The following is a 21,297-nucleotide window of genomic DNA, read 5'->3' on the forward strand; positions in this document are numbered from 1 at the left end:
TATGCGTAAAAGCCTACTTCAACTCCTTTTTAGCTTCATCGTTATGGCAGGGAGTGTTGTAGGCTATCTTTATGAAAGCTCCTTTTGGCTTCCTTTTGAGTATAAAATTAAAGATAGGATGCTGCAAAGTAGAGGTGAAATCACAGGCGATGAAAATATTGTGATTATAGACATCGACGAAAAGAGTCTCAAGGCATTGGGACAATGGCCTTGGAGTCGCGATAAAATAGCAAAACTTCTGCAAAATCTCTCCGATCTTGGCGTTGCCATTGTAGGACTCGACGTCGTTTTCGCCGAAGCCGATAGCAGCTCTCCTCAAAAAGTTTTAGCACAATTGGGATTGCCCCATAAAGATGTACCTGATTACGATGCTATTTTTGCCGAAACGATTGCGCATACACCTACCGTTGTGGGCTATGTTTTTGCGCTCACACCTGACTCGATCCAACCAGAAGGCAATCCAAAATCAGCGGCAATTCTTGTAGAGCAAAACCGCCCCAAACGCTCTTCTTTGATTAAGCCATACCGTGCCATTCTCAACATTCCTCAGATTCAAAAACAAGCTTACTCAAGTGGCTATTTCAACACGATTCCTGATAACGATGGCATCGTACGAAGTGTTCCGTTAGTGATGGAATATGATGGTGTTCTCTACCCCTCTTTGAGCCTAGAAATGGTACGCATTGCGCTTGGTGAAAAAAAAATCCACATTGTGTATGATGAAAATGGGCTGCGCCAAATTGAAATTGGTGAACATATTATTCCCACAGACTTTTTTGGACGCTTAATGGTGAACTATCGCGGAGGTCAAAACAGCTACCGCTATATTTCTGCCATTGATGTCTATAACAATAGCGTTGATCCTTTACATGTAAAAGATAAAATAGCCCTTTTAGGCACTTCTGCAGCGGGTCTTTTGGATCTAAGAAGTACACCATTTGAAAGTGTCTACGCAGGGGTAGAGGTTCATGCCAATGCGATTGATAATATGCTCCATGAAGATTACATTTCACAACCTATTTGGGCGCGCGGTGTCGATCTACTCAGTATCGTGATACTTTCAATCGTTACCTTGGTGGCGTTACTGGTTCCTAGTGCATTTTTTAGTTTTATCGCCCTTGTGATACTTAACCTCATCGTCGTCATCACGCATTACTATTGCATGGTATATCAAGGTATTTTACTCAATACGATTTTGCCGCTATTTGCCATTAACATTCTCTTTATTGTGGGACAAGCCATGAACTACTTTTTAGAAATTCGTCAAAAAGAGCTTATTAAACATAAATTTTCAAGTAAAGTCAGCCCTGCCGTTATGAACAATATTCTCTCTAGTGGAGATGATATTCTACAAGGTATCGAAAAAGAGATCACCATCTTTTTTTCCGATTTACGTAACTTTACAGGTATTTCAGAAGCAGCAGGTGAGCCAAAACATCTTATTCATCTGATGAATGCCTATATGGATCCCATGAGTCAAATTATCATTCACCAAGGAGGCACAGTCGATAAATTTATCGGCGATGCGATTATGGCGTATTGGAATGCACCTATTAGCACCCCTAATCATGCGGATAAAGCTGTCACTGCTGCACTCCAACAACTTCATCATCTCAAGGCACTCAATGCCACTATTCGTACCAATCCAGAGTTTGAAACCATTACGGCTATGGCAGATCAAAAAGGAGTGCCTATTATCGACATTGGTATTGGTATCAATACAGGTGTTGCCATTGTTGGGGAGATGGGAACAAGCAATAGAAGTGATTATACGGTCATTGGCGATCCCATTAACCTAGGCTCAAGGCTTGAATCATTATGCAAATACTATCATTCGCACCTCACTATTTCCCATTTCACCAAAAATAAACTCAAAGGTGCTTACCTCTTTCGCTTCTTAGATTTAGTAACCGTTAAAGGCAAACATGAACCTATAGAAGTATGGCAAATCCATGATTTTGATACACTCCAAACCGAGCCGCTTTACGCAACATCGTATGAAGAGCTCCAAGAGGAATTACGTTTACACCACGAAGCCATTGAACTTTATAGAAAAGCTGATTTTACCGAAGCACTCAAATGTTTTGAAGCATTGAATCGAAGAGAAAATAAAACCAATGAGGCAATCTATCCTCTGTATATTGAACGCTGTTTGCACTATATCGCGTTTCCACCTTCTTCATTTAATGGTGTTTTTGTACACACCACCAAAGGATAACGATGAGTTTAATTCACATTCTAGGTGCAAACGGTAGTAGATCTAAACAAAGTTTTACAACCTGTATCCAAGTCACGCCCAATACAATCATTGATGCTGGCAATATTATGTATGCTCTAGGCACTGAAGCGTTACATGTAAACCGTATTTTTTTCTCACATGCACACCTCGATCACATTATAGACAGTGCTTTTCTTATTGATAATTTTTTTACACAACGCAAAGAGACACTCTACCTCTATGGACTTCCCCAAACCATTAAAGCTATCAAAAAACATCTTTTTAATGATATGGTCTGGCCAGATTTTAGTAAAATCAATCTAACACATTGTGAATGTCCTGCTATCACCTATATTGAGATAGAGCCCTATAAACGTTATTTCATTGAAGAGAACATTACACTCACTCCCATTCCAGCCAATCATGCCGTACCCTGTTGTGGTTATATCATTGAGCAACAAGGAAGCAGCATACTCTTTTCAGGCGACACTTTTCATAATGAAGCGCTTTGGAACATCCTTAACGAAAACCTTTCCATCAAAGCACTGATCATCGATGTCTCATTTCCCAATCAGCTCTCTCATGTCGCAGCTGAAAGCAAACATCTCACACCTCATTTTCTTCAAGAGGGATTAATAAAACTGCTTAAACGTGATGACCTCCATCTCTACATTAACCATCTCAAGCCTTTCTACGCAGACCTGATTGTCAAAGAATTGGAAGATATGGGCATTGCAAAAAAATCCATTTTGTGTGATGGAGAAAAAATAGATATCGCCACTGGTTTACTACACCAAATGATGTCTAGCCATACCAATGATGAACGTGTTCAAAAATTAACGCAAATTGGAACCGCTCTCTCTGCCAATGAAAGCCTTGAAAATCTTTTAGAAATGATTGTCACGGAAGCCAAAAATCTTACCAATGCCGATGGAGGAACACTTTATTTATTAGAAAAAAATGAACTTCGTTTTAAAGTCATCCAAACGGACTCTTTAAAGATTAAGATGGGCGGTACAAGTGGAAAGATCACATGGGCACCTTTGCCACTCTACCTTGAAGATGGAACGCCCAATAAAGCGATGGTGGCAGCGACCTGTGTCTTAGAAGATCGCCTTGTTAATATTCCCGATGTTTATGAAGCAGTGGGATTTTCCTTTGAAGGAACCAAAAAGTTTGATCAAGGAACAGGTTATCGCTCAAAATCCATGCTAGTTATTCCTCTCAAAAACCATGAATACGAAATTATAGGTGTGTTGCAACTGCTTAACAAGCAAAATGATTATAAACAAGAAGTCATCCCTTTTAACAATGAAGATGAAAAAATTACTTTATCGCTCGCTTCACAAGCGGCAATCGCTATTACTAATACCTCGCTCATTCAAGGGCTTGAAAATCTTTTAGAAGGCTTCCTTAAAAGTATCATTTTTACAATCAGCAAAAAATCACCTTATACTGCTGGGCACATCAAACGTATGGTCAAACTCAGTGTCATGCTTGCCGAAGCAATCAATCGCGATACAATCACATACGCCCATAAGCATTTTAATACCGAAGAGATCAAACAGATCAATTTTGCGGCCTTAATGCATGACATTGGAAAACTGGCTTCACCCGAACACATCCTCAATAAATCAACCAAATTGGAAGCATTATGTGACCGTATTGTGCTCATTGAGAGTCGTATTCAAACGATTGAAAAAGCTTTACATGTAAAACTTCTAGAAGACAAAATTGCTCTTTTAGAAGGTAAACAAATAGGTGATGTAACAACTTTAGAAAAAACATACGAACAGCAGATCAAAACACTCCGTGAAATCTTTTTACTTCTCCAATCAAGTAACAATGGAGAACAGTTTCTCAGTGATGAGAAAGCTGCAAATATTAAAGCTATCGCTGAGCATCCATGGCATATTGGGAATGAAATCTATACAATTTTAACACCTGATGAAGCACATCATTTGAGCATACAAAAAGGAACGCTAACCTCAGAAGAGCGTGAAATAATTAACAATCACGCGAAGCTCAGTATTGATATTCTAAACCGCCTTCCCTTCCCTAAAAAATACCAACAAATTCCGCAGATTTCAGGGAATCACCATGAAAAGCTCAATGGAAAAGGTTATCCTCAAGGACTTAAAGGGGATGAAATTAGCTTTGAAGCACGTATTTTAGCCATTGCTGATATTTTTGAAGCCTTAACAGCAAGTGATCGTCCTTATAAGGCGGGTATGCCCCTCTCCACGGTTATGAAAATTCTTTATACCATGGCACAAGCAGGTGAATTGGACAAAGAGTTGGTCAAGTTTCTCTATACATCAAACATCTATCTTGAATATGCAAAAGCTTTTTTACCCGAACGTTGCATTGATGAAATTACGGTCGATTTTAACATGTTATAAGCGCTTTTCAACTGGTTAAATGATTTTTTAACCCATTTTGGATATAATCCTTAGTTCTACATTATTTTGAAAACAAAGGACATCTCTTATGACCACCGTTTTACTGGTATTACAATTTGTATTTACCGTTATTTTAACTGTTTCTGTACTCCTTCAAAAAAGTTCATCTATTGGTCTTGGCGCTTATAGTGGAAGTAACGAATCTCTCTTTGGAGCAAAAGGTCCAGCAGGATTTATGGCAAAATTTACATTTGTTATGGCAATCTTTTTCATTGCAAATACCCTTGCTTTAGGTTATTTTTACAACCAAACTAAAAAAGTTTCAATTGCTGAAGATATCAAAATTGAAAAAAGCGTTGTTCCAAGTGTTCCAGCTCCTGTGACAACAGCTCCATCAGCCCCAGAAGCTCCTAGCGCTAAATAATTAGCCATGAAATCCTTTTGGCTTGTATTATGTTTGAGTGTCATGGTATGGGCAGATGCCCATATCTTTATCTACCATCGTTTTAACGATTCAAGATATCCCTCAACCAATACAACACTTGAAGAACTTCGCAAAGAGTTTGACTACTTTAAAAAAAATGGCTACGAAGTCATTCCCCTTGAAAAACTAGTCCAAGCACTTCACAACAAAGAGACAATTCCAGATAATTGGATTGTTCTCACCGTTGATGATAACTATAAAAGCTTTTACGAACATGGCCTAGCACTCTTTAAAGAGTACCACTACCCCTTCACCATGTTCGTCTATGTTGGAGCAACGGAGCAAAAATACGGTGATTTTATGAGTTGGGACCAACTGAAAGAGACAGCCAAATATGGCTCTTTAGAGTTTCATTCTCTCAACCACCCCCATATGACAGAACTAAGTAATGAAGCACTTAAAAAAGACTTTGATGAGGGATTAGCCCTTTTTGAAAAGCATCTTGGTCTAAAGCCTCATTATTTTTCTTATCCTTTTGGCGAATTTAGCCCTCGAGTAAAAGCCATTGCACAAAGCTATGGTTTTGAAGCTATTTTAAACCAAACTATGGGTGCTGTTGCAAGTTTCAGCGATCCGCTTGATTTAGACCGCTCCGCACTGGTTGGCAAAAGCGATTTAACTGGATTTTTAAAATATAAAGCCCTTGAAGCCACCTGGTTTGAACCTACGGTATTGCTCAGTGATGGCAAACTTGGCGCTTTACATGTAAAAGCACAAACCACTTCGACTAAGGGCGGTATTTACATTAGCGAACATGGATATCAAGAAGTGAGTCTCAGTGATGGTGTGTTTGAAGCACAAATCAATAAAATACTCACCAAAGATCGCACACGGATCATCGTCTCTGTGGGCAATAAAATTTCAACGAAACTACTTGTAAAGGATAAATATGGAACTCAATAAAATCTATGCTGAACAAAAAGAGCATATGGAAAAATGTATCTCAGCACTCAAACGCGACTTTATAACCATTCGTAGTGGTAAAGTCTCTACCACTATTTTAGATAACATTCATGTCGATTACTATGGAACACCAACAGGCCTTAGTCAAGTAGCGACAGTTCTAGCCACGGATGCAACCACCATTACTATCTCTCCTTGGGAAAAAAAGATGCTCAGAGAGATCGAAAAAGCGATTATGCAAGCCAATATCGGGGTCAATCCTAACAACGATGGTGAAACCATTAAACTCTTTTTCCCACCAATGACAACCGAGCAACGCAAAGAAGGTGCAAAACAAGCCAAAGCAATGGGTGATAAAGCCAAAATTGCAATTCGTAACGTTCGTAAAGACTCTAACGATCAAGTCAAAAAACTTGAAAAAGATAAAGTGATTACTGAAGATGGTTCTAAAAAAGGACAAGATGAAGTGCAAAAAATCACCGATGCTACGGTTTCTAAAGTCGACGAACTCGTCAGAGAAAAAGAATCTGAACTTCTCAAAATTTAAGGCAAACCATGCAGATTGAAAAAATTTATAAAGATGCCAATGCGCTTTTAGAGGGACACTTTTTACTTAGCAGTGGTAAACACTCACACTACTACCTTCAAAGTGCTAAAGTCTTGGAAGACCCCAAAGTAGCTGAGCAATTAGCGGTGGCATTAGCCAAAATGATTACTGCTTCCAACCTTAAAATCGATACCATTTGTTCTCCCGCACTCGGAGGCGTTTTGGCAGGATATGAACTTGCACGCGCCCTTGGAAAACGTTTTATTTTTGCGGAGCGCGTCAATGGTGAAATGACGATTCGCAGAGGCTTTGAAGTTTCAAAAGGCGAAAAAATCCTTGTTTGTGAAGACATTATCACCACGGGCGGCTCTGCTTTGGAAGCGGCTAAAGTGGCTGAAAGCATGGGTGGCGTGATCGTGGGTTTTGCAGCACTTGCGAATCGTGGTTTTTGTAAACGTGTCGGAAGCGATCTAGCAGGAAAACCTACATGTAAACTTCCCAATGATGCACCTTTTTTCGCATTGGCTGATTTTGAATTTGATATTTATGAGCCAAGCGAGTGCCCTTTATGCAAAGAAGGTAGCGTAGCGATTAAACCGGGCAGTAGAGGAAACTAAGTTTTAATGCGATGGAGAGAGCGTAAGAAAGGGATTCAAAAAGGGCGAAAAAGCTCTTTACCTTCTTACGCCATCGCATCCTTTACCCAGCGTTTTAAAGCCTTTGTGGTCGACTCATTCATGCTTTTGATGCCGATTTTGTACATCGTTTTTTATCTCGTTTATGGCTCACGGGAAGGCTTTGCCGCACATATGCTTCAAGGGTGGTTTTTGATTCTCATTCCTTATGGCGCCCTTACCCTTTTGTTTCTCAAACGAAACGGTCAAACCCCTGGGTACAAAGCGTATGATCTTTTACTAATTGATCTAAGTACTCAGCAAAAAACCTCTCTGATGCAACTCCTTGTACGCTATCTTTTCATGCTTTTGACCGCTTTTACGATCATCGGACTTTTTCTACCATTGATACGTAAAGACAATCTAGCGCTCTATGATATTTTAAGCCAAACCGCTCCCATTGCGAAATGATCTTTTTTAAAATCTCTGGTTTTTTCTTTTCGTACTTTTCTGTCACCAGTGTGTATGTTATTTTTATGCCAAAAATCTTGCAAACGATCGGATACAGTGCACTTCAAATTGGCGCTATTTTTGCCTTAGCCCCTTTGATGCGTTTTTTTGTACCCTTTTTCTTCCTCAAACATTTTGAGCTCAACCAAAAAGTCTTTTACACAGCCCTTAGTGGCGCTATCCTTTCCATTATACTCTTCTACCCAACCATTCACCATTTCTACCTCTTTATGCTTCCTAATATGCTTTTAGGAGCCTGTTTGGGTATGATATTGCCGTACATTGAAACCTATGCGATGGAACACTTGCGTAAAGAGCATTTTGGGAAATCACGTTTGTTTGGCTCAATTGGTTTTATGCTCATTGGCATTGTCTTGGCACGCCACTTGGAAAACTACACCAATGGCTTACATTACCTACTTTTAGCCATTAGTGCAACGGCTTTGTTTGCCTATTGGCTCACCCAAAATAATGCACATTTTACAACAGCGAATGCCACGATAGAAGAGCCTTTTAACTTTTTACATGTAAAGTATTTATGGATCAGTCTTTTCTTGATGCAAGTCAGTTTTGGGGGTTTTTATAACTTTTTTACCATTTATGAAACGGCACATGGTATCAGCCTTGAAATGACCAGTTATTTGTGGGCATTTGGTGTTATTTGTGAAATTATACTGTTCTATTTTCAAGCACCTCTATTGAAACGCTTTAGCCTTTTAACCTTGGTAAAACTAGGAGTTTTGACAACAGCACTTCGCTGGTTGTTACTGTTTGCCTTTCCATCATCCCTTTGGATCTCATACCTGTCGCAATCCATGCATGCTTTTAGCTTTGCACTGCATCACACCGCAGCTCTGAGCCTTCTTTACACACTTTATACTCATAAAAAACTAGCCGCTCAATTTTACTATGGATTTTCCTTTGGTTTAGGAGGGTTTGTTGGGGCTCTACTTGCAGGATATTTTTACGGTGAGTATCTTTACTTGTATGCAAGCTTCATCGCACTGCTTTCACTAGGAAGCTTAATGCTTTTCAAGGAGAAAGAATAAAGTTTTTAATGTAAATCGTCTCAATTTGATACCCAAATGTATTCTCTAACATATCAATCAATTCTTCTTTAAGACGCTCTTTCCCATTGACGGTTTCAAGACCATTGGCATCCATAGAATTTAGATACTGCAAAACAGCATTACGCACATTATCCATATTACCTTGCAATGCTTTTTTACTGGTATTGCTTTTCATAACTAAAGCAATATCGGCTTTTAAAATCTTGTATTTTTGGGATCTAATATTGATATAGATTGTATCCAGACTGACTTCTCTAGCATCTGTGCTTAGATTGTTTGCCTTTTTTGCAATCGGAGGTGATGTATAAGAGGGTTCGCTATTATCATCTTTGAGCACATAATTTAGTATTAAAAAACCTATAATAAGCAATAACGCAATAAAAGCTAAAGAGAATTTGAGTAATTTTTCATTAAACATTTATCGTTTACTCCACAGTTTTTCATTTAATTTAAATTCATTGACAATACTTACAATCATGTTCAAAAGTTCAAAGTAGTCTTTAATAGAGGTAAATTCTAACAATGAATGTGATAATATCGGCTCAAACAATGGTTTTGTGTAGTGCATCGCCAAATAAAGTTTTGAATCAACAAAAGAGAGATAAAGAGGTTTACCTACTTTCGTACGAAATTGCACGATCTCTTCCATCAGTGAATGCGACAAAATATAACGGCTCTCTATAGGATCATCCCCATACGTTACAAAAAATTTTTCAAATTCTGGATGATCAAGCTTGATCAATTTTCCTCGTTGTACATTCATTCCTTGCATCCACGAACCAAGCACTCCAAATGTACGCTCTGCAATATCGGGTAGAACGACGACTTTAGAGTGAAAGGTTTTATTGAAATCCGCAATAAAAAAGAGCCCTTGAAAAATATCAACCCACTCCTCTTTATTGTCTGTATCCCGTACTTTTTGCTCTACATGTAAATCACAAAAGCGTACATCCACGCCCTCTATTTTCCCCATCACTAAGTCATTGCCCACAAAACGATCATACGATGCTAAAAAGAGTTCACTCCGTTGATACTCTAATTCACTGATAGAGCTCATTTTGGAGTAGATGAGTGAAGGGTCTAAAAAATGAATAATTTTTTCTATCACTTGGTCTTTAAACAACATACTATAACCAGCACTTTCATGCCTGTAGATAAACATAAAGATTAAAAAGGCGCTCATTCCTGAGACAAGTGCTGCATGAAGTGGTTTGAACATAAAAGCCTGATGAAGGACAAAAAAGAGTATAAGAGAGATCAACAAAAGAATAAAAGCAGCTTTTTTAAGAGTCGCCATTGTACTTAAACGTTTTTCCTCCAAAGCTTTAAGCTCTGGGTACATTGACTCATAATAATAATCCAGCAGTGATGCAAGATTTGGTTTCACTATTTACCTATTTTTGAAAAAGGTTTTTCACATCAACATTTTGGCGTTCCATCACTGGAATACTAAAAACCTCTTTTCGCTTTAACTTCATAAAACCTGCCATAAAATTAGTAGGGAACATTTGAATGGCATTGTTATAGTCCGTTACACTTTGATTGTATGCTCTACGTGCCGCTGAAATCTGCTCTTCCAATTCATTCAGTGTACCTTGAAGGTGTAAAAAATTTTCATTCGCTTTAAGTGTAGGGTAGTTTTCAACAGCGACCATGAGATTGCCAAGCATGGAAGAGAGTTGTTTATCGAGGGCTACTGTTTCAGCATCTGTCAGAGTATTTGTTGTGGCTTTTGAGCGAAGTTCGGTGATCTTCTCAAGTGTAATGCGTTCATGAACCATATACTCTTTCACAGTTGCCACAAGGTTTGGGAGAAGATCGTAACGTTTTTTGAGGATCGCATCAAGTCCTGCGAAGATATTATCGACTTGATTTCGTTTGGAGATTAGCGTATTGTACATGACAATAATGATAAAAATGATGACACCTGTAACAATTAAAAATGTTTCCACAGTAACCTCCTCAATTATTATCACACAATAGGATTTTGCCATCATATGGGTGGCAAAATCTTTACATGTAAAACTTCTTAGCGGCTCATACGTTTACGTAGGTTTGGATCTAGGTATTTTTTACGAATACGAATGTTGATAGGTGTTACCTCTACCAATTCATCATTTTCAATCCACTCAAGTGCTAATTCAAGGTTCATTTTGCGTGGTGGAACGAGTTTAATCGCTTCATCAGCACCACTACTTCTTACGTTACTTTGTGGCTTACCTTTGATAGGATTGACATCCAAATCGTTCGGACGTGAATGCTCCCCAATAATCATACCCGCATAAACTTTATACTGTACATCCACGAAAAGAACACCACGCTCTTGCAAACTAAAGAGTGAATAGCCCATCGCAGTTCCATTCTCCATGGAAATAAGCGCACCATTTTTACGGTGTTCAACTTCGCCACTGAGTGGTCTAAAATCAAGGAATGAGTGGTTCATAACACCCTCACCTTTGGTATCGGTCAAAAACTGTCCACGAAAACCTATAAGTCCACGTGCAGGAATTTCAAACTCAATTCTCGTTTGACCATCTCCCGTTGGGTTCATCGCTTTCATTTCCGCTTTTTTACGACCCAATTTTTCAATTACCGTACCTGTAAAATCATCGGGAACATCGATCACCAAATGCTCATATGGCTCCATTTTAACGCCATTTTCTTCTTTAATAATAACTTCGGGACGTCCAAGAGAGAACTCAAAACCTTCACGCCTCATATTCTCTGCCAAAATCGTAATTTGAAGCTCACCACGTCCACTTACTTTAAATTTACCTTCGCCTGCATTCTCATAACGCATTGCAATGTTGGTTTTCATCTCAGATTCTAAACGCTCAGCAATTTTGTTGGAAGTAACGTATTTACCATCAAGTCCAGCAAAAGGAGAGTCATTAACACCAAAAACAACGGAGAGCGTAGGCTCTTCAATGTGCAATGGATCAAGAGGTATTGGATTGTTTGGATCAACGATACTATCGCCCACATCGAGTGTTTCAAAGCCAGCAATGGCTACGATATCTCCACTTTCTGCTTCGGCGATGTCGATTCTATCCAATCCATGGAAACCAATCAATTTAGAGATACGTCCACGAATTTGTTCGCCATCTGCTTTGGCAAGCAATACCGTTTCATTTTTCTTAATCGTTCCATTGAAAATACGTGCAATACCAATTTTACCAACATAGTTGTCATAATCAAGGGTAAACACTTGAAGCTGAAGAGGGTTTTCTGGTGAGCCAGTCGGAACTGGAACATGCTTAAGAATCGTTTCAAAAAGAGGCACAAGATTTTTACTTTCGTCACTCATGTTGTATTTAGCAAAACCATCGCGTGCTGCTGCATAAATGATAGGGAATTCAAGTTGATCTTCATTCGCACCAAGAGCCACTAAAAGGTCAAATACCTCATCAACAACACGATCAGGATCAGCAGCTGGTTTGTCGATTTTATTGACAACCACAATCGGACACAGACCAAGACTCAATGCTTTTTTAACAACGAATTTGGTTTGAGGCATAACACCTTCTTGGGCATCGACAAGCAATAAAACACCATCAACCATTTTTAAAACACGCTCAACCTCGCCACCAAAGTCAGCATGGCCTGGAGTATCGATAATGTTAATTTTAGTATCTTTATAGCGAATAGCTGTATTTTTAGAAAGGATGGTGATACCACGTTCTTTTTCTAGATCGTTGCTATCCATCGCTCTTTCTTCTACTTTTTGATGTGCTGAATACGTTCCTGATTGTTTTAACAGCTCATCAACTAAGGTCGTTTTTCCGTGGTCAACGTGCGCGATCACGGCAATATTTCTAAACTCTTGCAAAAAATTCTCCTCGTAAACTTTGACTTTTACATCTCATATAAAACGTACGTGATTGGTGTAGTTTGATGAAGTAAATATGCTTCATTATAGCACGTTCTTACTAAAATTAAAATATCCTTACATGTAAAGCTATTTGAGCGTTCATTTTTTAAAATTGGAATGAGTATTGCTTGTCAAAAGAGTGAAATCATCTCTTTGATTGAAGGATAGGTCAAAAAAGAAAGATGCTATTTCTCTCTAAAAGGCAAGCTTTTCAGAGAAACCTCGGCACATAGCCCTTGTTTTGTGGCTTTGTAGCTAATGTCGTTTTAAAGTTTCGTTCGGAAAATGTTATAAAAATAAAAAATTAAGGTCATGGCAATGCAAGATATTCTCTCCTTTATTCCAGCTCCAAGCCCTATAACTCTTGCGCCTTCAACAAACGAACCCATTCAAGCAGAGAGTGCCAATGGTGCTTTTTCCGAGAGTTTTTTTTCCATTATTCTAAGTCAAATGACAAAAGAAGGTAAACAAGTTTCACTGAGTGATCTCGCACAAGAAGCTCCAACAACAAATGAAACAAATCTCAATCTTACGGCAACCGATCAAAAAGCCAAAAGTGTGGATGAACACCTACTAGACGACCTTCTTAGTGTTGTTAATGCACTTCAACAAAATTCGCAAACAACCATTTTTCCAACCCTTAAACCCTCTTCTACACTTGAAAAAATTCTTGGAAGCGAAACAGCTCGTCAAGATTTTGCCAATGTTAAAAACGTCAGTGATTTGATGGATTTATCTAAAAAATATAATCTTGGATTGGAAAAACTTTCAATCTCAACAGAAACGATGGATAGCATTCAAAAGAAATTCCCAACACTCGCTCAAAATAATTTTTTCGATGATCTTAAAACGGCTCTCACTACAGTTCAAAGTACACAAAATGGCGAAACAACCAAAGCGGTAACAACCAACCTTATGAGCCTTTTAGATAAACAGCCAACAACAACAACGGAAATCCCAACCACTACGCCATCCATATTAAGTGAACTGATTTCAAAAGAGGTAAAACCAACATCTACAACACCTACAATAGATACTACCAATACTACCAATACTACAACAACGTTAAACACTCCTATTGTTGAAGAGCCACTTATAGTAAATGAAAAGCAACAAAATACTCTTGCAAAAGCGCTTCAAACTCCACAAGAGGAAAACACTCAAGCGACACTACCGCTTGAGACAGTGGTTCAAAAAGTAGTGAATGACAACGAACTTAAAAAGCCTGCAACACCCATTCAAACAGCGGAAGTTGTCACACAAGAAGAACCTGCACAAATTCAAGTTGCTACCACACACGTCAATGAGGTTAAAAAAGAGCCTTTGGTCAAAACAGTAGAAGAGACAACCGATACTGTCCTAAAAACTGTGAAATCTGATAAAACAATCAGTGATGTTGCATCTTCAGCAGAAGAGGTAACACAAATACAAAAAAGTGGTGAAGCCAGAAGAGAAGGAAATTGCTAAATCAGAAGATACACCACTAACAGTCGATGCTAAAACAGATAGTAAAGTAACCGTAAAACAAGATTTGTCAACCACTAAAGCCGTACCAGTTAAAGAAAGTTTGAACCAATTTGCAACGGATCTTAAAGAAAAAATTGAAGCCTATAAACCTCCTATTATGAAGGTAGAACTCTCTTTAAGTCCTAAAAGCTTGGGAGATGTGGATGTTACGTTACTCACACGAGGAAATAATTTACATGTAAACATCTCTTCCACCACGAGTACGATGTCACTTTTTACTCAAAACCAAAATGACGTTAAAAATGCACTGATTAATATGGGTTTTACTAATCTACAAATGAATTTTAGTGACCAACGAAATAGCGACCAATCACAGCAAAACCAAAAACAACGTAGTGATAACTCTAAAGAGTTTACCACGGAATCAAGTGAGGAAGAGACAGCGTCATTAGAAATTGTCATTCCTCAATACGTATAAATTATAAAGAAAAGGATACATTATGGCAATCAATACAAACGGTTATTCCAATCTTATTAAAACAGGTACTGATACAACAACGAGCACGAGTAGTTCGACAACTGCCGCTTCAACAACGTCTTCAGATACATTGGGAAAAGACGATTTTTTAAAACTTTTGCTCACAGAGCTTCAACACCAAGACCCAACAAGTCCTATGGATTCTGATAAAATCTTAACACAAACTTCACAACTTGCTACGTTGGAATCATCCACAAAAACAAATACTGCTTTGGAAAATTTGACAACCCAGCTTAAACAGAGTGTTAACTCTAATGCAACGGCACTCATTGGGAAAATGGGAAGCATCGGCAGTGATGCTATTTCACTTAGCAGTGGAAAATCAACTTATGAAGTCTATTTTCCAACACAAATCAAAACGGGAACAATGACTATTGCTGATAGCACGGGCGCTACAGTTAAAACCATTGATCTTAGCACTGTAGCAGCAGGGAAAAGTGGTGTTTTATCCTTTAATTGGGATGGAACAGACAACTCCGGCACACTCGTTAAAGATGGTGCTTACAGTGTTACTGCAACGTATGTAGACTCAACAGGTGCAGCAAAAACAACCGCATTTGGTGTTTACCCTGTTGAATCGGTACGTTATGACTCCGGATCAACTTATATTAAATTGGGTTCTCAATATTATGCCATGAGTGATGTTGTTGAATTTTATGATCAATAAAGGAATTTCTCATGACTAGCTCTTTTTACAATGGAATTTCTGGTATCAAATCACAACAGTTTGCGATGGATGTGCAGGCCAATAATATTGCCAATATCAACACAAGTGCCTATAAAGGGAGTAGTGCAGAAATTTCAACTCTTTTTTCAACCGTATTAACAGGCACGTATGCTTCTTACTCCAATGATAAAGGTCTTGGAGCGCAAAGCCAAACCACTGCTTTAGATCTAGCACAAGGTGTTCTTGAAAATACCGATAGTCCCTTTGATCTTGCCATTCAAGGAGATGGTTGGTTTGGCGTTAAAGGGCAAGATGCTGCAAAGACATATTATACCCGTGCTGGTTCTTTTTCACTTGATGCACAAGGCTCTTTGGTCAATGCTGATGGTTACTATCTTATGGCGACCCCTGGCAACAATATTGCACCTACATCGCTTGATGCAGCAACCCTTGCTAAATTTGGAACATATTACAATGCCGCTACAACGGGCGGCGCACTTACTCCTTACGCTATTACGCCTATGAGCGATGTTCCTTTGGGAAGTGTTGGCAGTCAAACGAAAGTAACTTTGCCTGATATTCTCTACTACCCACCTGTTGCAACGACAAAAGTTTCTTACGGTGCAAATCTTGATCCGACAATTAAGACTGATAATGTAACTGTTCCTTTAGATACAGCTGATTACACTTCAACCGTAACACCTACTGCAGGACAAGTGAGTTTAAGTGGCACTGTCAACAATACAACAGCAATTCAAAACCCTAAAAAAGGTGACACTGTCATTGTTACATTAACCGATGTTGATGGAAAAACACAAAATATTTCAACAGAACTGGATGCTTCTTTAAATTGGAGCATTTCAAATTCTGATGTGAGTGGCTTAAATACAACTTCTGCCCTAACAGCAAGTGTTTCTGTAAAATCTATTCAAGAGATTGCCAATACGGAACACCTGACAACAGGTATTATTGCCCCTGATGGCAGTAAAGATATTATTGATATGACCTTTACCAAACAAGTTCCACAAGCATCATCTGGTAGCACATGGAATACCAATATTAAGATATTAAGTTATTTGGAAAACTATACTGTAGAAAACTATAATTCGACTAAAACGTATGATACTAGCATTTATAATGTCGATATTACAAAAGGTGTTGTTACAAAAATTTATGATCCTACGAAATATTATGTTGATACCTCAACCAATAAAGTCTATAACATTGTGGATACCCAAACAGGAACACTCACCTTTGGTGGAGCGGGACAGCTTCTATCAAACACTGTACCTACCCTTTCCAACGGAGGAACACCTCTAGAGCTTAACTTAGGAACAGTGGGTAATTTTGATGGACTTATTTCAAGCACAACCATTAAAAAAGCTAATGTTGCAACTTCCAATGGATCTGCTGAAGGCTTTTTAAAAGACTATGCTATGGATACTAATGGCAATGTTATTGCTGAATTTAGTAATGGTAAAAGCTCAGCTGTTGCAAAAGTGGCTATTTACCATTTTCAAAATGATCAAGGGCTTACACAAGACTCTTCCACCCTTTTTGAAGCGTCTAATAATAGCGGAAAACCTATCTTTTATACGGATAAAAACGGTGAGAGTTTTTTAGGTTCAACTATTTTTAGTAATAAATTAGAAGGGAGTAATGTCAGTATGGCAACGGCATTAACAGAGCTTCTTATTACCCAAAAAGCATTTGATGCCAGCTCAAAAAGTATTACTACTAGCGATGATTTAATTAAAAATGCAATCAACATGAAAACCTAACGAAAATGGCATTTCATGGAATAAAAATTGCTTACATTTGATACAAATTGATAAAAACAAAAAGTAACTTTAAAAAGGATACGCAATGATGAGATCACTCTGGGCCGGCGTTACCGGTTTGCAGGCACACCAGATCGCAATGGACGTTGAAGGTAATAACATTGCAAACGTTAATACCACAGGCTATAAATACAGTAGAGCAAATTTTTCTGATCTCTTGAGTCAAACCGCTAAAATTGCAACAGCGCCCCAAGGCGAACTGGGTGGTAAAAATGCAATGCAAATCGGACTTGGAACACAAGTAAGTACGGTCACAAAAATCTTTAAACAAGGTTCCATTGAAACAACAGATAAAACAACCGATCTTGCTATTCAAGGTGATGGTTTCTTCGTTGTCTCCCCAGATGGCGGAAGTACTTATAAATACACCAGAAGCGGTGATTTTACCTTCGATGCTAACGGTAACTTTGTCGATACCAACGGATATATCGCACAAGGTTGGAATAGAGATAAAGCAACACTTGCAATTGATTCGACATCGCCAATTGCCAACATCACCATTCCACCCGGACTGACAACACCGGCGAATGCTTCAAGTTACATCTCGGTCAAAGCTAACCTTGATTCAGGTTCTAGTGTTGGAACCCATAAATCCGTTATTTACTCTTTAGATGCAAATAGTGGATGGGTTGATGTAAATGGTAATGGTATTCAAGAACCATCTGAAACCCATAATGAAAATGATGTTGGCAGTAATATGTTTGATACCAGCAAAGCACTTTATGAACGTGGGCAAGACTTTGGAGCACTTTTTAACTCTGATGGTAATGCATTTAATCTTACAAAGGGACAAGGTGTTTGGACAAGTTTTGCAGAAGCAATAACTACTACCATTCCCATTGCAGCTCCTGGATCAACTGTCGTTGATCTTGTTTTAAATGGCGAAACCATTACAGGTAGTACTACATCCACCGATGCTGCAACCGTTGCATCCTATGTTGCCGGTTTAATCAATGCTAAAACAGGTAAAACGGGCGTTCAAGCAAACATTACAGGCGGTACAGGACTCTATCTTACTAATAACAATCAAACAGGCACAGAAGCAGCAAGTAAAAATATTAAATTAACTGTAAATTCTGCTACCGATAATACAAATTTAAAAAGTACTACTGTTATTACAGCTTATCAATATACCTATACTCCTAGCCCACTCAATACAACCCATAGTTATGATGATGGCGTAGAGAGAACCTTTACAACAACCGAAGATTTAAGAGAGGCACTTCAAAAAGATGCAAGACTTTATGTTAACTATAAGGGCACTACTGTTGCTGATGGTGCAGATATTCTTGCAGCTTCGGGCACTACACTAACTGGTGCTAAATCATACTCTGTTGGAACAGACTTTTCTGGTGGTTTTACACTACCTTCAGATATTACATTACCAGCAGGAACTATCATTGATGGTACCGCTCTTGGTGCTGATACTTTGGCTTCGACATTAGCTGGTTATCCTACTATTGGTGCAGTTAGTGGTGTTCAACTTGCAAAAGCAGATGTTACTCTTCCTATTGGCACTCTTTTTAATGGCAATGTAGTAGATACCAATGATACAAATGTTAAAAATGAATGGCTAACTACTGCAGCTCAAAGTGCAAATAAAAATGATGGTGTTACCGTTAAAGTAAACAGTACAGGACAATTCGAAATTTCAAACCCTACGGGTGATGCTTTTAATGCAGATGATGGTGATATAACCAATATGACACCTGATCCAAATAATATAAAAACAGATGCTGCATTAACAACAAGTATAGCAAATCAAGCGGTTTCTCTTCCTGCTAGTACCATTTTACCAGCAGGTACTTATACTTTTGTAACAGCAACCACTATTAATGGTACGTCCTATGCAGCAGGTTCGACGGCTACCTTAGCAGCAGATACTACTTTAACAGAAGCATGCACACTTCCTGCTGGAACGACTGTTACATTTACTGGGGCAACCACTGATATAACACTCCTTCCTGGTACCAATTATAAATCAGACAATGATTTTCCTCTTTACCTAACGATAACAAACCTTACCAATGCAACAAATAATGTTGCTGCAAATACAAACTTTAGTACAACGATCAATGCCCTTCAAGGAACATTGACCTCTGGTACATCGGTTAGAACATCTCAAGCTGTTTATGCTGCAAGTCACGCTTCAAGTATTGATGTTTACGATTCACTAGGATCAAAACATACGGTAAGACTTGAGTTTACCAAAACAGGCTTTACATCTGAAGGTGGTACCGAATGGTCAGTTCTTATTTCTGTTCCAGAACCAGGCGACATTAACCTTGGAAATTATCCTGAAAACATTGTAACGGGAACCGTTAGCTTTAATTCCGATGGTTCTTTGGCAACCTATTCACCAAGAAACCTTACTTATACAGCAAATAACGGATCAACAGGCAATCAAAACATCGAACTTAAATTCGGAACACTCGGACAATTTGATGGTATAACCAGCTTTGATAAAGACTCTAATACTTCAGGTATTAGCCAAGATGGTTACTCAGGTGGCGATCTGAATGGTCTAAGCGTTGATGAAACCGGAACAATCATCGGTAGTTTTACCAACGGTCGTAGCTTTGCACTTGCACAAGTGGCTATGGCAACGTTTACCAACAACCAAGGTCTTGAGAGTGACGGTGGTAACTGTTTTGTTCAAACCTCTAACTCAGGTGATCCTATCGTTGGACAAGCTGCAACAGGTGGTAAAGGTACGATTCAAGCAAGCTCACTCGAGATGAGTAACGTTGACCTTTCACGCTCCCTTACACAGTTGATTGTTATTCAAAGAGGTTACCAAGCTAACTCAAAAACAATCACAACTGCGGATGAAATGCTCAACACGCTCCTCCAACTCAAATAACAATTTTTTAGCTTACATGTAATACAATGAGTCCCAAAAAACAACTTGGGACTCACTCATGAAAATCACACTCAACCATTACACACCCCTTCTTATTTGTGCCGATGCCATTCGTACCTGCTGGCAAAGTTTTGACAAAAGCGACGAAGGTGGCGAAAAAGACAAAGAGCTTATTGATCGCGTCGGCAATAAATTTAAACACGCTTCAACCCTAGAACATTTAGTCTATAACTTCTACATTGAAGGAGTATCGCGCGCCCTACTTCAAGAGCTCGCACGCCATCGTATGGCTTCGCTCTCCGTCAAATCAACACGCTACACACTTAAAGAGTTAAAGAACGAAGAGAGCTTTACATGTAAAGATTTTGAACGCGCTTCAAAATACTTGGTTTTAACCGGTGTGGAGATGGTTGATGAAATGAGCGTTAAAGCACTTGAAAACCTTCGTTTAGTCCTCGTTGAAGGTATTAGTAATGATAAGGCAAAATACTGCCTACCAGAGAGCTACAAGACAGAGCTTACATGGACCGTTAATGCCAGGAGTCTTCAAAACTTTTTAACCCTTCGCAGCGATAAAAGTGCCCTATGGGAAATTCAAAATCTTGCTCATGCACTCTACGATGCCCTTCCCGAAGAGCACAAATACCTTTTTAGTATTAAAGAGCCTGCCTAACTCACTTTTACCCTTTGGGCATGTGTGATAGCAATGGCAATGGCATCGGTAATGTCCAAAGGTTTAATTTCTTGTTTAATTCCCAAAATCTTTTTCACCATAAAAGCGACTTGCTCTTTGTGCGCTTTTCCATTTCCTGTTACGGCTTTTTTCACTTGAAGTGCTGTGTATTCACTAAAATTACCAATGGTTTGTAAAATTTTTAGACTTAAAGCGCCTCGAAATTGTGCTAATTTAATCACTGTTTGAGGATTATAGGCATAAAAAATATCTTCAATCGCTACTTCATCAATCGTATGGTGTTTAAAGATCGTATCAAGCCCTTCAACGAGCTCCATAATCTGATGCTGAAGCACCTTTTCTTTGATTTTAATCAGTCCTGCTTCAATGAGAATCAGGCTGTTTTTTTCTTTTTTGAGAATAGAATATCCACAGTTACGTGTCCCCGGATCAATTCCTAAAATAACCAATTTTTTGTCCTTTATTCACAGCTTTGTTCACAGGGTGAATAACTTTTTTCACATTATACCCATACCCGCTTTAACATATAACTAATAATAGTTTAGATAAAATAAATCAAACTTATTCACATGATATTCACAGGGTGAAGACTTTTTTAAGGAGCGTTT

General features: G+C 38.6%; 19 protein-coding genes. 14 read left to right on the forward strand and 5 right to left on the reverse strand.

The genetic code is table 11. The annotated features are described in order from the left end of the window. Window position 1: 1 nt before the first annotated feature. The 8 genes from FA584_RS13980 (at window position 2) to FA584_RS14015 (ending at window position 8,727) form a co-directional block, all read left to right on the forward strand. Entirely contained in the window at window positions 2-2,218 is a 2,217-nt protein-coding gene (locus FA584_RS13980) for a CHASE2 domain-containing protein (RefSeq protein ID WP_167749870.1), read from the forward strand. 2 nt (window positions 2,219-2,220) lie between these two features. Continuing rightward, window positions 2,221-4,620: an HD domain-containing phosphohydrolase gene (locus FA584_RS13985; RefSeq protein WP_167749871.1), complete on the forward strand. Its 2,400-nt coding sequence runs from the start codon at window positions 2,221-2,223 to the stop codon at window positions 4,618-4,620. An 88-nt stretch (window positions 4,621-4,708) separates the two neighbouring features. Beyond that, window positions 4,709-5,044 (forward strand): preprotein translocase subunit SecG, encoded by a 336-nt coding sequence (secG, locus tag FA584_RS13990; RefSeq protein ID WP_087439776.1) that lies wholly within the window; start codon window positions 4,709-4,711, stop codon window positions 5,042-5,044. A 6-nt stretch (window positions 5,045-5,050) separates the two neighbouring features. Continuing rightward, window positions 5,051-6,007: a polysaccharide deacetylase family protein gene (locus FA584_RS13995; protein WP_087439777.1), complete on the forward strand. Its 957-nt coding sequence runs from the start codon at window positions 5,051-5,053 to the stop codon at window positions 6,005-6,007. Further along, window positions 5,994-6,554: a ribosome recycling factor gene (gene frr / locus FA584_RS14000; RefSeq protein WP_096047740.1), complete on the forward strand. Its 561-nt coding sequence runs from the start codon at window positions 5,994-5,996 to the stop codon at window positions 6,552-6,554. Before FA584_RS13995 ends, frr begins: the two co-directional genes overlap by 14 nt. 8 nt (window positions 6,555-6,562) lie before the next feature. Beyond that, the gene (gene pyrE, locus FA584_RS14005; RefSeq protein ID WP_167749872.1) at window positions 6,563-7,171 is read left to right on the forward strand and encodes an orotate phosphoribosyltransferase; all 609 of its coding nucleotides are present in this window, start codon (window positions 6,563-6,565) and stop codon (window positions 7,169-7,171) included. 6 nt (window positions 7,172-7,177) lie between these two features. Continuing rightward, window positions 7,178-7,639 (forward strand): RDD family protein, encoded by a 462-nt coding sequence (locus tag FA584_RS14010; RefSeq protein WP_167749873.1) that lies wholly within the window; start codon window positions 7,178-7,180, stop codon window positions 7,637-7,639. Window positions 7,640-7,704: 65 nt separating this feature from the next. After that, window positions 7,705-8,727, forward strand: coding sequence for an MFS transporter (locus FA584_RS14015; RefSeq protein WP_245394674.1), 1,023 nt, complete (start codon window positions 7,705-7,707; stop codon window positions 8,725-8,727). Here FA584_RS14015 and FA584_RS14020 read toward each other — a convergent pair. The 4 genes from FA584_RS14020 to typA form a co-directional block, all read right to left on the reverse strand. Beyond that, a complete protein-coding gene (locus tag FA584_RS14020) occupies window positions 8,711-9,166 on the reverse strand; it encodes a flagellar basal body-associated FliL family protein (protein WP_167749875.1) in 456 nt (151 codons plus the stop codon). The genes FA584_RS14015 and FA584_RS14020 overlap by 17 nt on opposite strands. After that, window positions 9,167-10,135: a DUF3137 domain-containing protein gene (locus tag FA584_RS14025; RefSeq protein WP_167749876.1), complete on the reverse strand. Its 969-nt coding sequence runs from the start codon at window positions 10,133-10,135 to the stop codon at window positions 9,167-9,169. A gap of 7 nt (window positions 10,136-10,142) precedes the next feature. Continuing rightward, complete coding sequence (locus FA584_RS14030) at window positions 10,143-10,700, reverse strand: LemA family protein (RefSeq protein ID WP_167749877.1); 558 nt, start codon at window positions 10,698-10,700, stop codon at window positions 10,143-10,145. A 77-nt stretch (window positions 10,701-10,777) separates the two neighbouring features. Then, entirely contained in the window at window positions 10,778-12,577 is a 1,800-nt protein-coding gene (gene typA, locus FA584_RS14035) for a translational GTPase TypA (protein ID WP_167749878.1), read from the reverse strand. A 360-nt stretch (window positions 12,578-12,937) separates the two neighbouring features. Between typA and FA584_RS14040 the strand changes: the two genes are divergently transcribed. The 6 genes from FA584_RS14040 to thyX all read left to right on the forward strand — a co-directional run bounded on the left by FA584_RS14040 (window position 12,938) and on the right by thyX (window position 20,668). Next, on the forward strand, window positions 12,938-14,086 hold the full coding sequence (locus FA584_RS14040) for a hypothetical protein (RefSeq protein ID WP_228448573.1): 1,149 nt from the start codon (window positions 12,938-12,940) through the stop codon (window positions 14,084-14,086). Beyond that, window positions 14,058-14,564: a flagellar hook-length control protein FliK gene (gene fliK / locus FA584_RS14590; RefSeq protein WP_228448574.1), complete on the forward strand. Its 507-nt coding sequence runs from the start codon at window positions 14,058-14,060 to the stop codon at window positions 14,562-14,564. Before FA584_RS14040 ends, fliK begins: the two co-directional genes overlap by 29 nt. 22 nt (window positions 14,565-14,586) lie before the next feature. Beyond that, a complete protein-coding gene (locus FA584_RS14045; protein WP_096047749.1) occupies window positions 14,587-15,291 on the forward strand; it encodes a flagellar hook capping FlgD N-terminal domain-containing protein in 705 nt (234 codons plus the stop codon). A gap of 11 nt (window positions 15,292-15,302) precedes the next feature. Continuing rightward, entirely contained in the window at window positions 15,303-17,072 is a 1,770-nt protein-coding gene (locus tag FA584_RS14050; RefSeq protein ID WP_167749879.1) for a flagellar hook-basal body complex protein, read from the forward strand. 85 nt (window positions 17,073-17,157) lie between these two features. Next, entirely contained in the window at window positions 17,158-19,995 is a 2,838-nt protein-coding gene (gene flgE / locus FA584_RS14055; RefSeq protein WP_167749880.1) for a flagellar hook protein FlgE, read from the forward strand. Between the two features lie 58 nt (window positions 19,996-20,053). Further along, window positions 20,054-20,668 (forward strand): FAD-dependent thymidylate synthase, encoded by a 615-nt coding sequence (thyX, locus tag FA584_RS14060; protein ID WP_167749881.1) that lies wholly within the window; start codon window positions 20,054-20,056, stop codon window positions 20,666-20,668. Here thyX and ruvC read toward each other — a convergent pair. Next, window positions 20,665-21,138, reverse strand: coding sequence for a crossover junction endodeoxyribonuclease RuvC (ruvC, locus tag FA584_RS14065; RefSeq protein ID WP_167749882.1), 474 nt, complete (start codon window positions 21,136-21,138; stop codon window positions 20,665-20,667). The two genes, thyX and ruvC, sit on opposite strands and share 4 nt — an antisense overlap. Between the last annotated feature and the right edge of the window lie 159 nt (window positions 21,139-21,297).

This window comes from Sulfurospirillum diekertiae, from assembly GCF_011769985.2.
GTDB classification, from domain to species: Bacteria; Campylobacterota; Campylobacteria; order Campylobacterales; family Sulfurospirillaceae; genus Sulfurospirillum; species Sulfurospirillum diekertiae.

Excerpts from the sequence above, each read along its gene's own strand:
- FA584_RS14020 (WP_167749875.1), bottom strand. The coding sequence starts at position 9,166 with ATGTTTAATGAAAAATTACTCAAATTCTCTTTAGCTTTTATTGCGTTA.
- FA584_RS13985 (WP_167749871.1), top strand. The coding sequence starts at position 2,221 with ATGAGTTTAATTCACATTCTAGGTGCAAACGGTAGTAGATCTAAACAA.
- FA584_RS14040 (WP_228448573.1), top strand. The coding sequence starts at position 12,938 with ATGCAAGATATTCTCTCCTTTATTCCAGCTCCAAGCCCTATAACTCTT.
- pyrE (WP_167749872.1), top strand. The coding sequence starts at position 6,563 with ATGCAGATTGAAAAAATTTATAAAGATGCCAATGCGCTTTTAGAGGGA.
- FA584_RS13995 (WP_087439777.1), top strand. The coding sequence starts at position 5,051 with ATGAAATCCTTTTGGCTTGTATTATGTTTGAGTGTCATGGTATGGGCA.
- flgE (WP_167749880.1), top strand. The coding sequence starts at position 17,158 with ATGATGAGATCACTCTGGGCCGGCGTTACCGGTTTGCAGGCACACCAG.
- FA584_RS13980 (WP_167749870.1), top strand. The coding sequence starts at position 2 with ATGCGTAAAAGCCTACTTCAACTCCTTTTTAGCTTCATCGTTATGGCA.
- frr (WP_096047740.1), top strand. The coding sequence starts at position 5,994 with ATGGAACTCAATAAAATCTATGCTGAACAAAAAGAGCATATGGAAAAA.
- thyX (WP_167749881.1), top strand. The coding sequence starts at position 20,054 with ATGAAAATCACACTCAACCATTACACACCCCTTCTTATTTGTGCCGAT.
- FA584_RS14010 (WP_167749873.1), top strand. The coding sequence starts at position 7,178 with ATGCGATGGAGAGAGCGTAAGAAAGGGATTCAAAAAGGGCGAAAAAGC.
- FA584_RS14015 (WP_245394674.1), top strand. The coding sequence starts at position 7,705 with ATGCCAAAAATCTTGCAAACGATCGGATACAGTGCACTTCAAATTGGC.
- FA584_RS14050 (WP_167749879.1), top strand. The coding sequence starts at position 15,303 with ATGACTAGCTCTTTTTACAATGGAATTTCTGGTATCAAATCACAACAG.
- FA584_RS14045 (WP_096047749.1), top strand. The coding sequence starts at position 14,587 with ATGGCAATCAATACAAACGGTTATTCCAATCTTATTAAAACAGGTACT.
- secG (WP_087439776.1), top strand. The coding sequence starts at position 4,709 with ATGACCACCGTTTTACTGGTATTACAATTTGTATTTACCGTTATTTTA.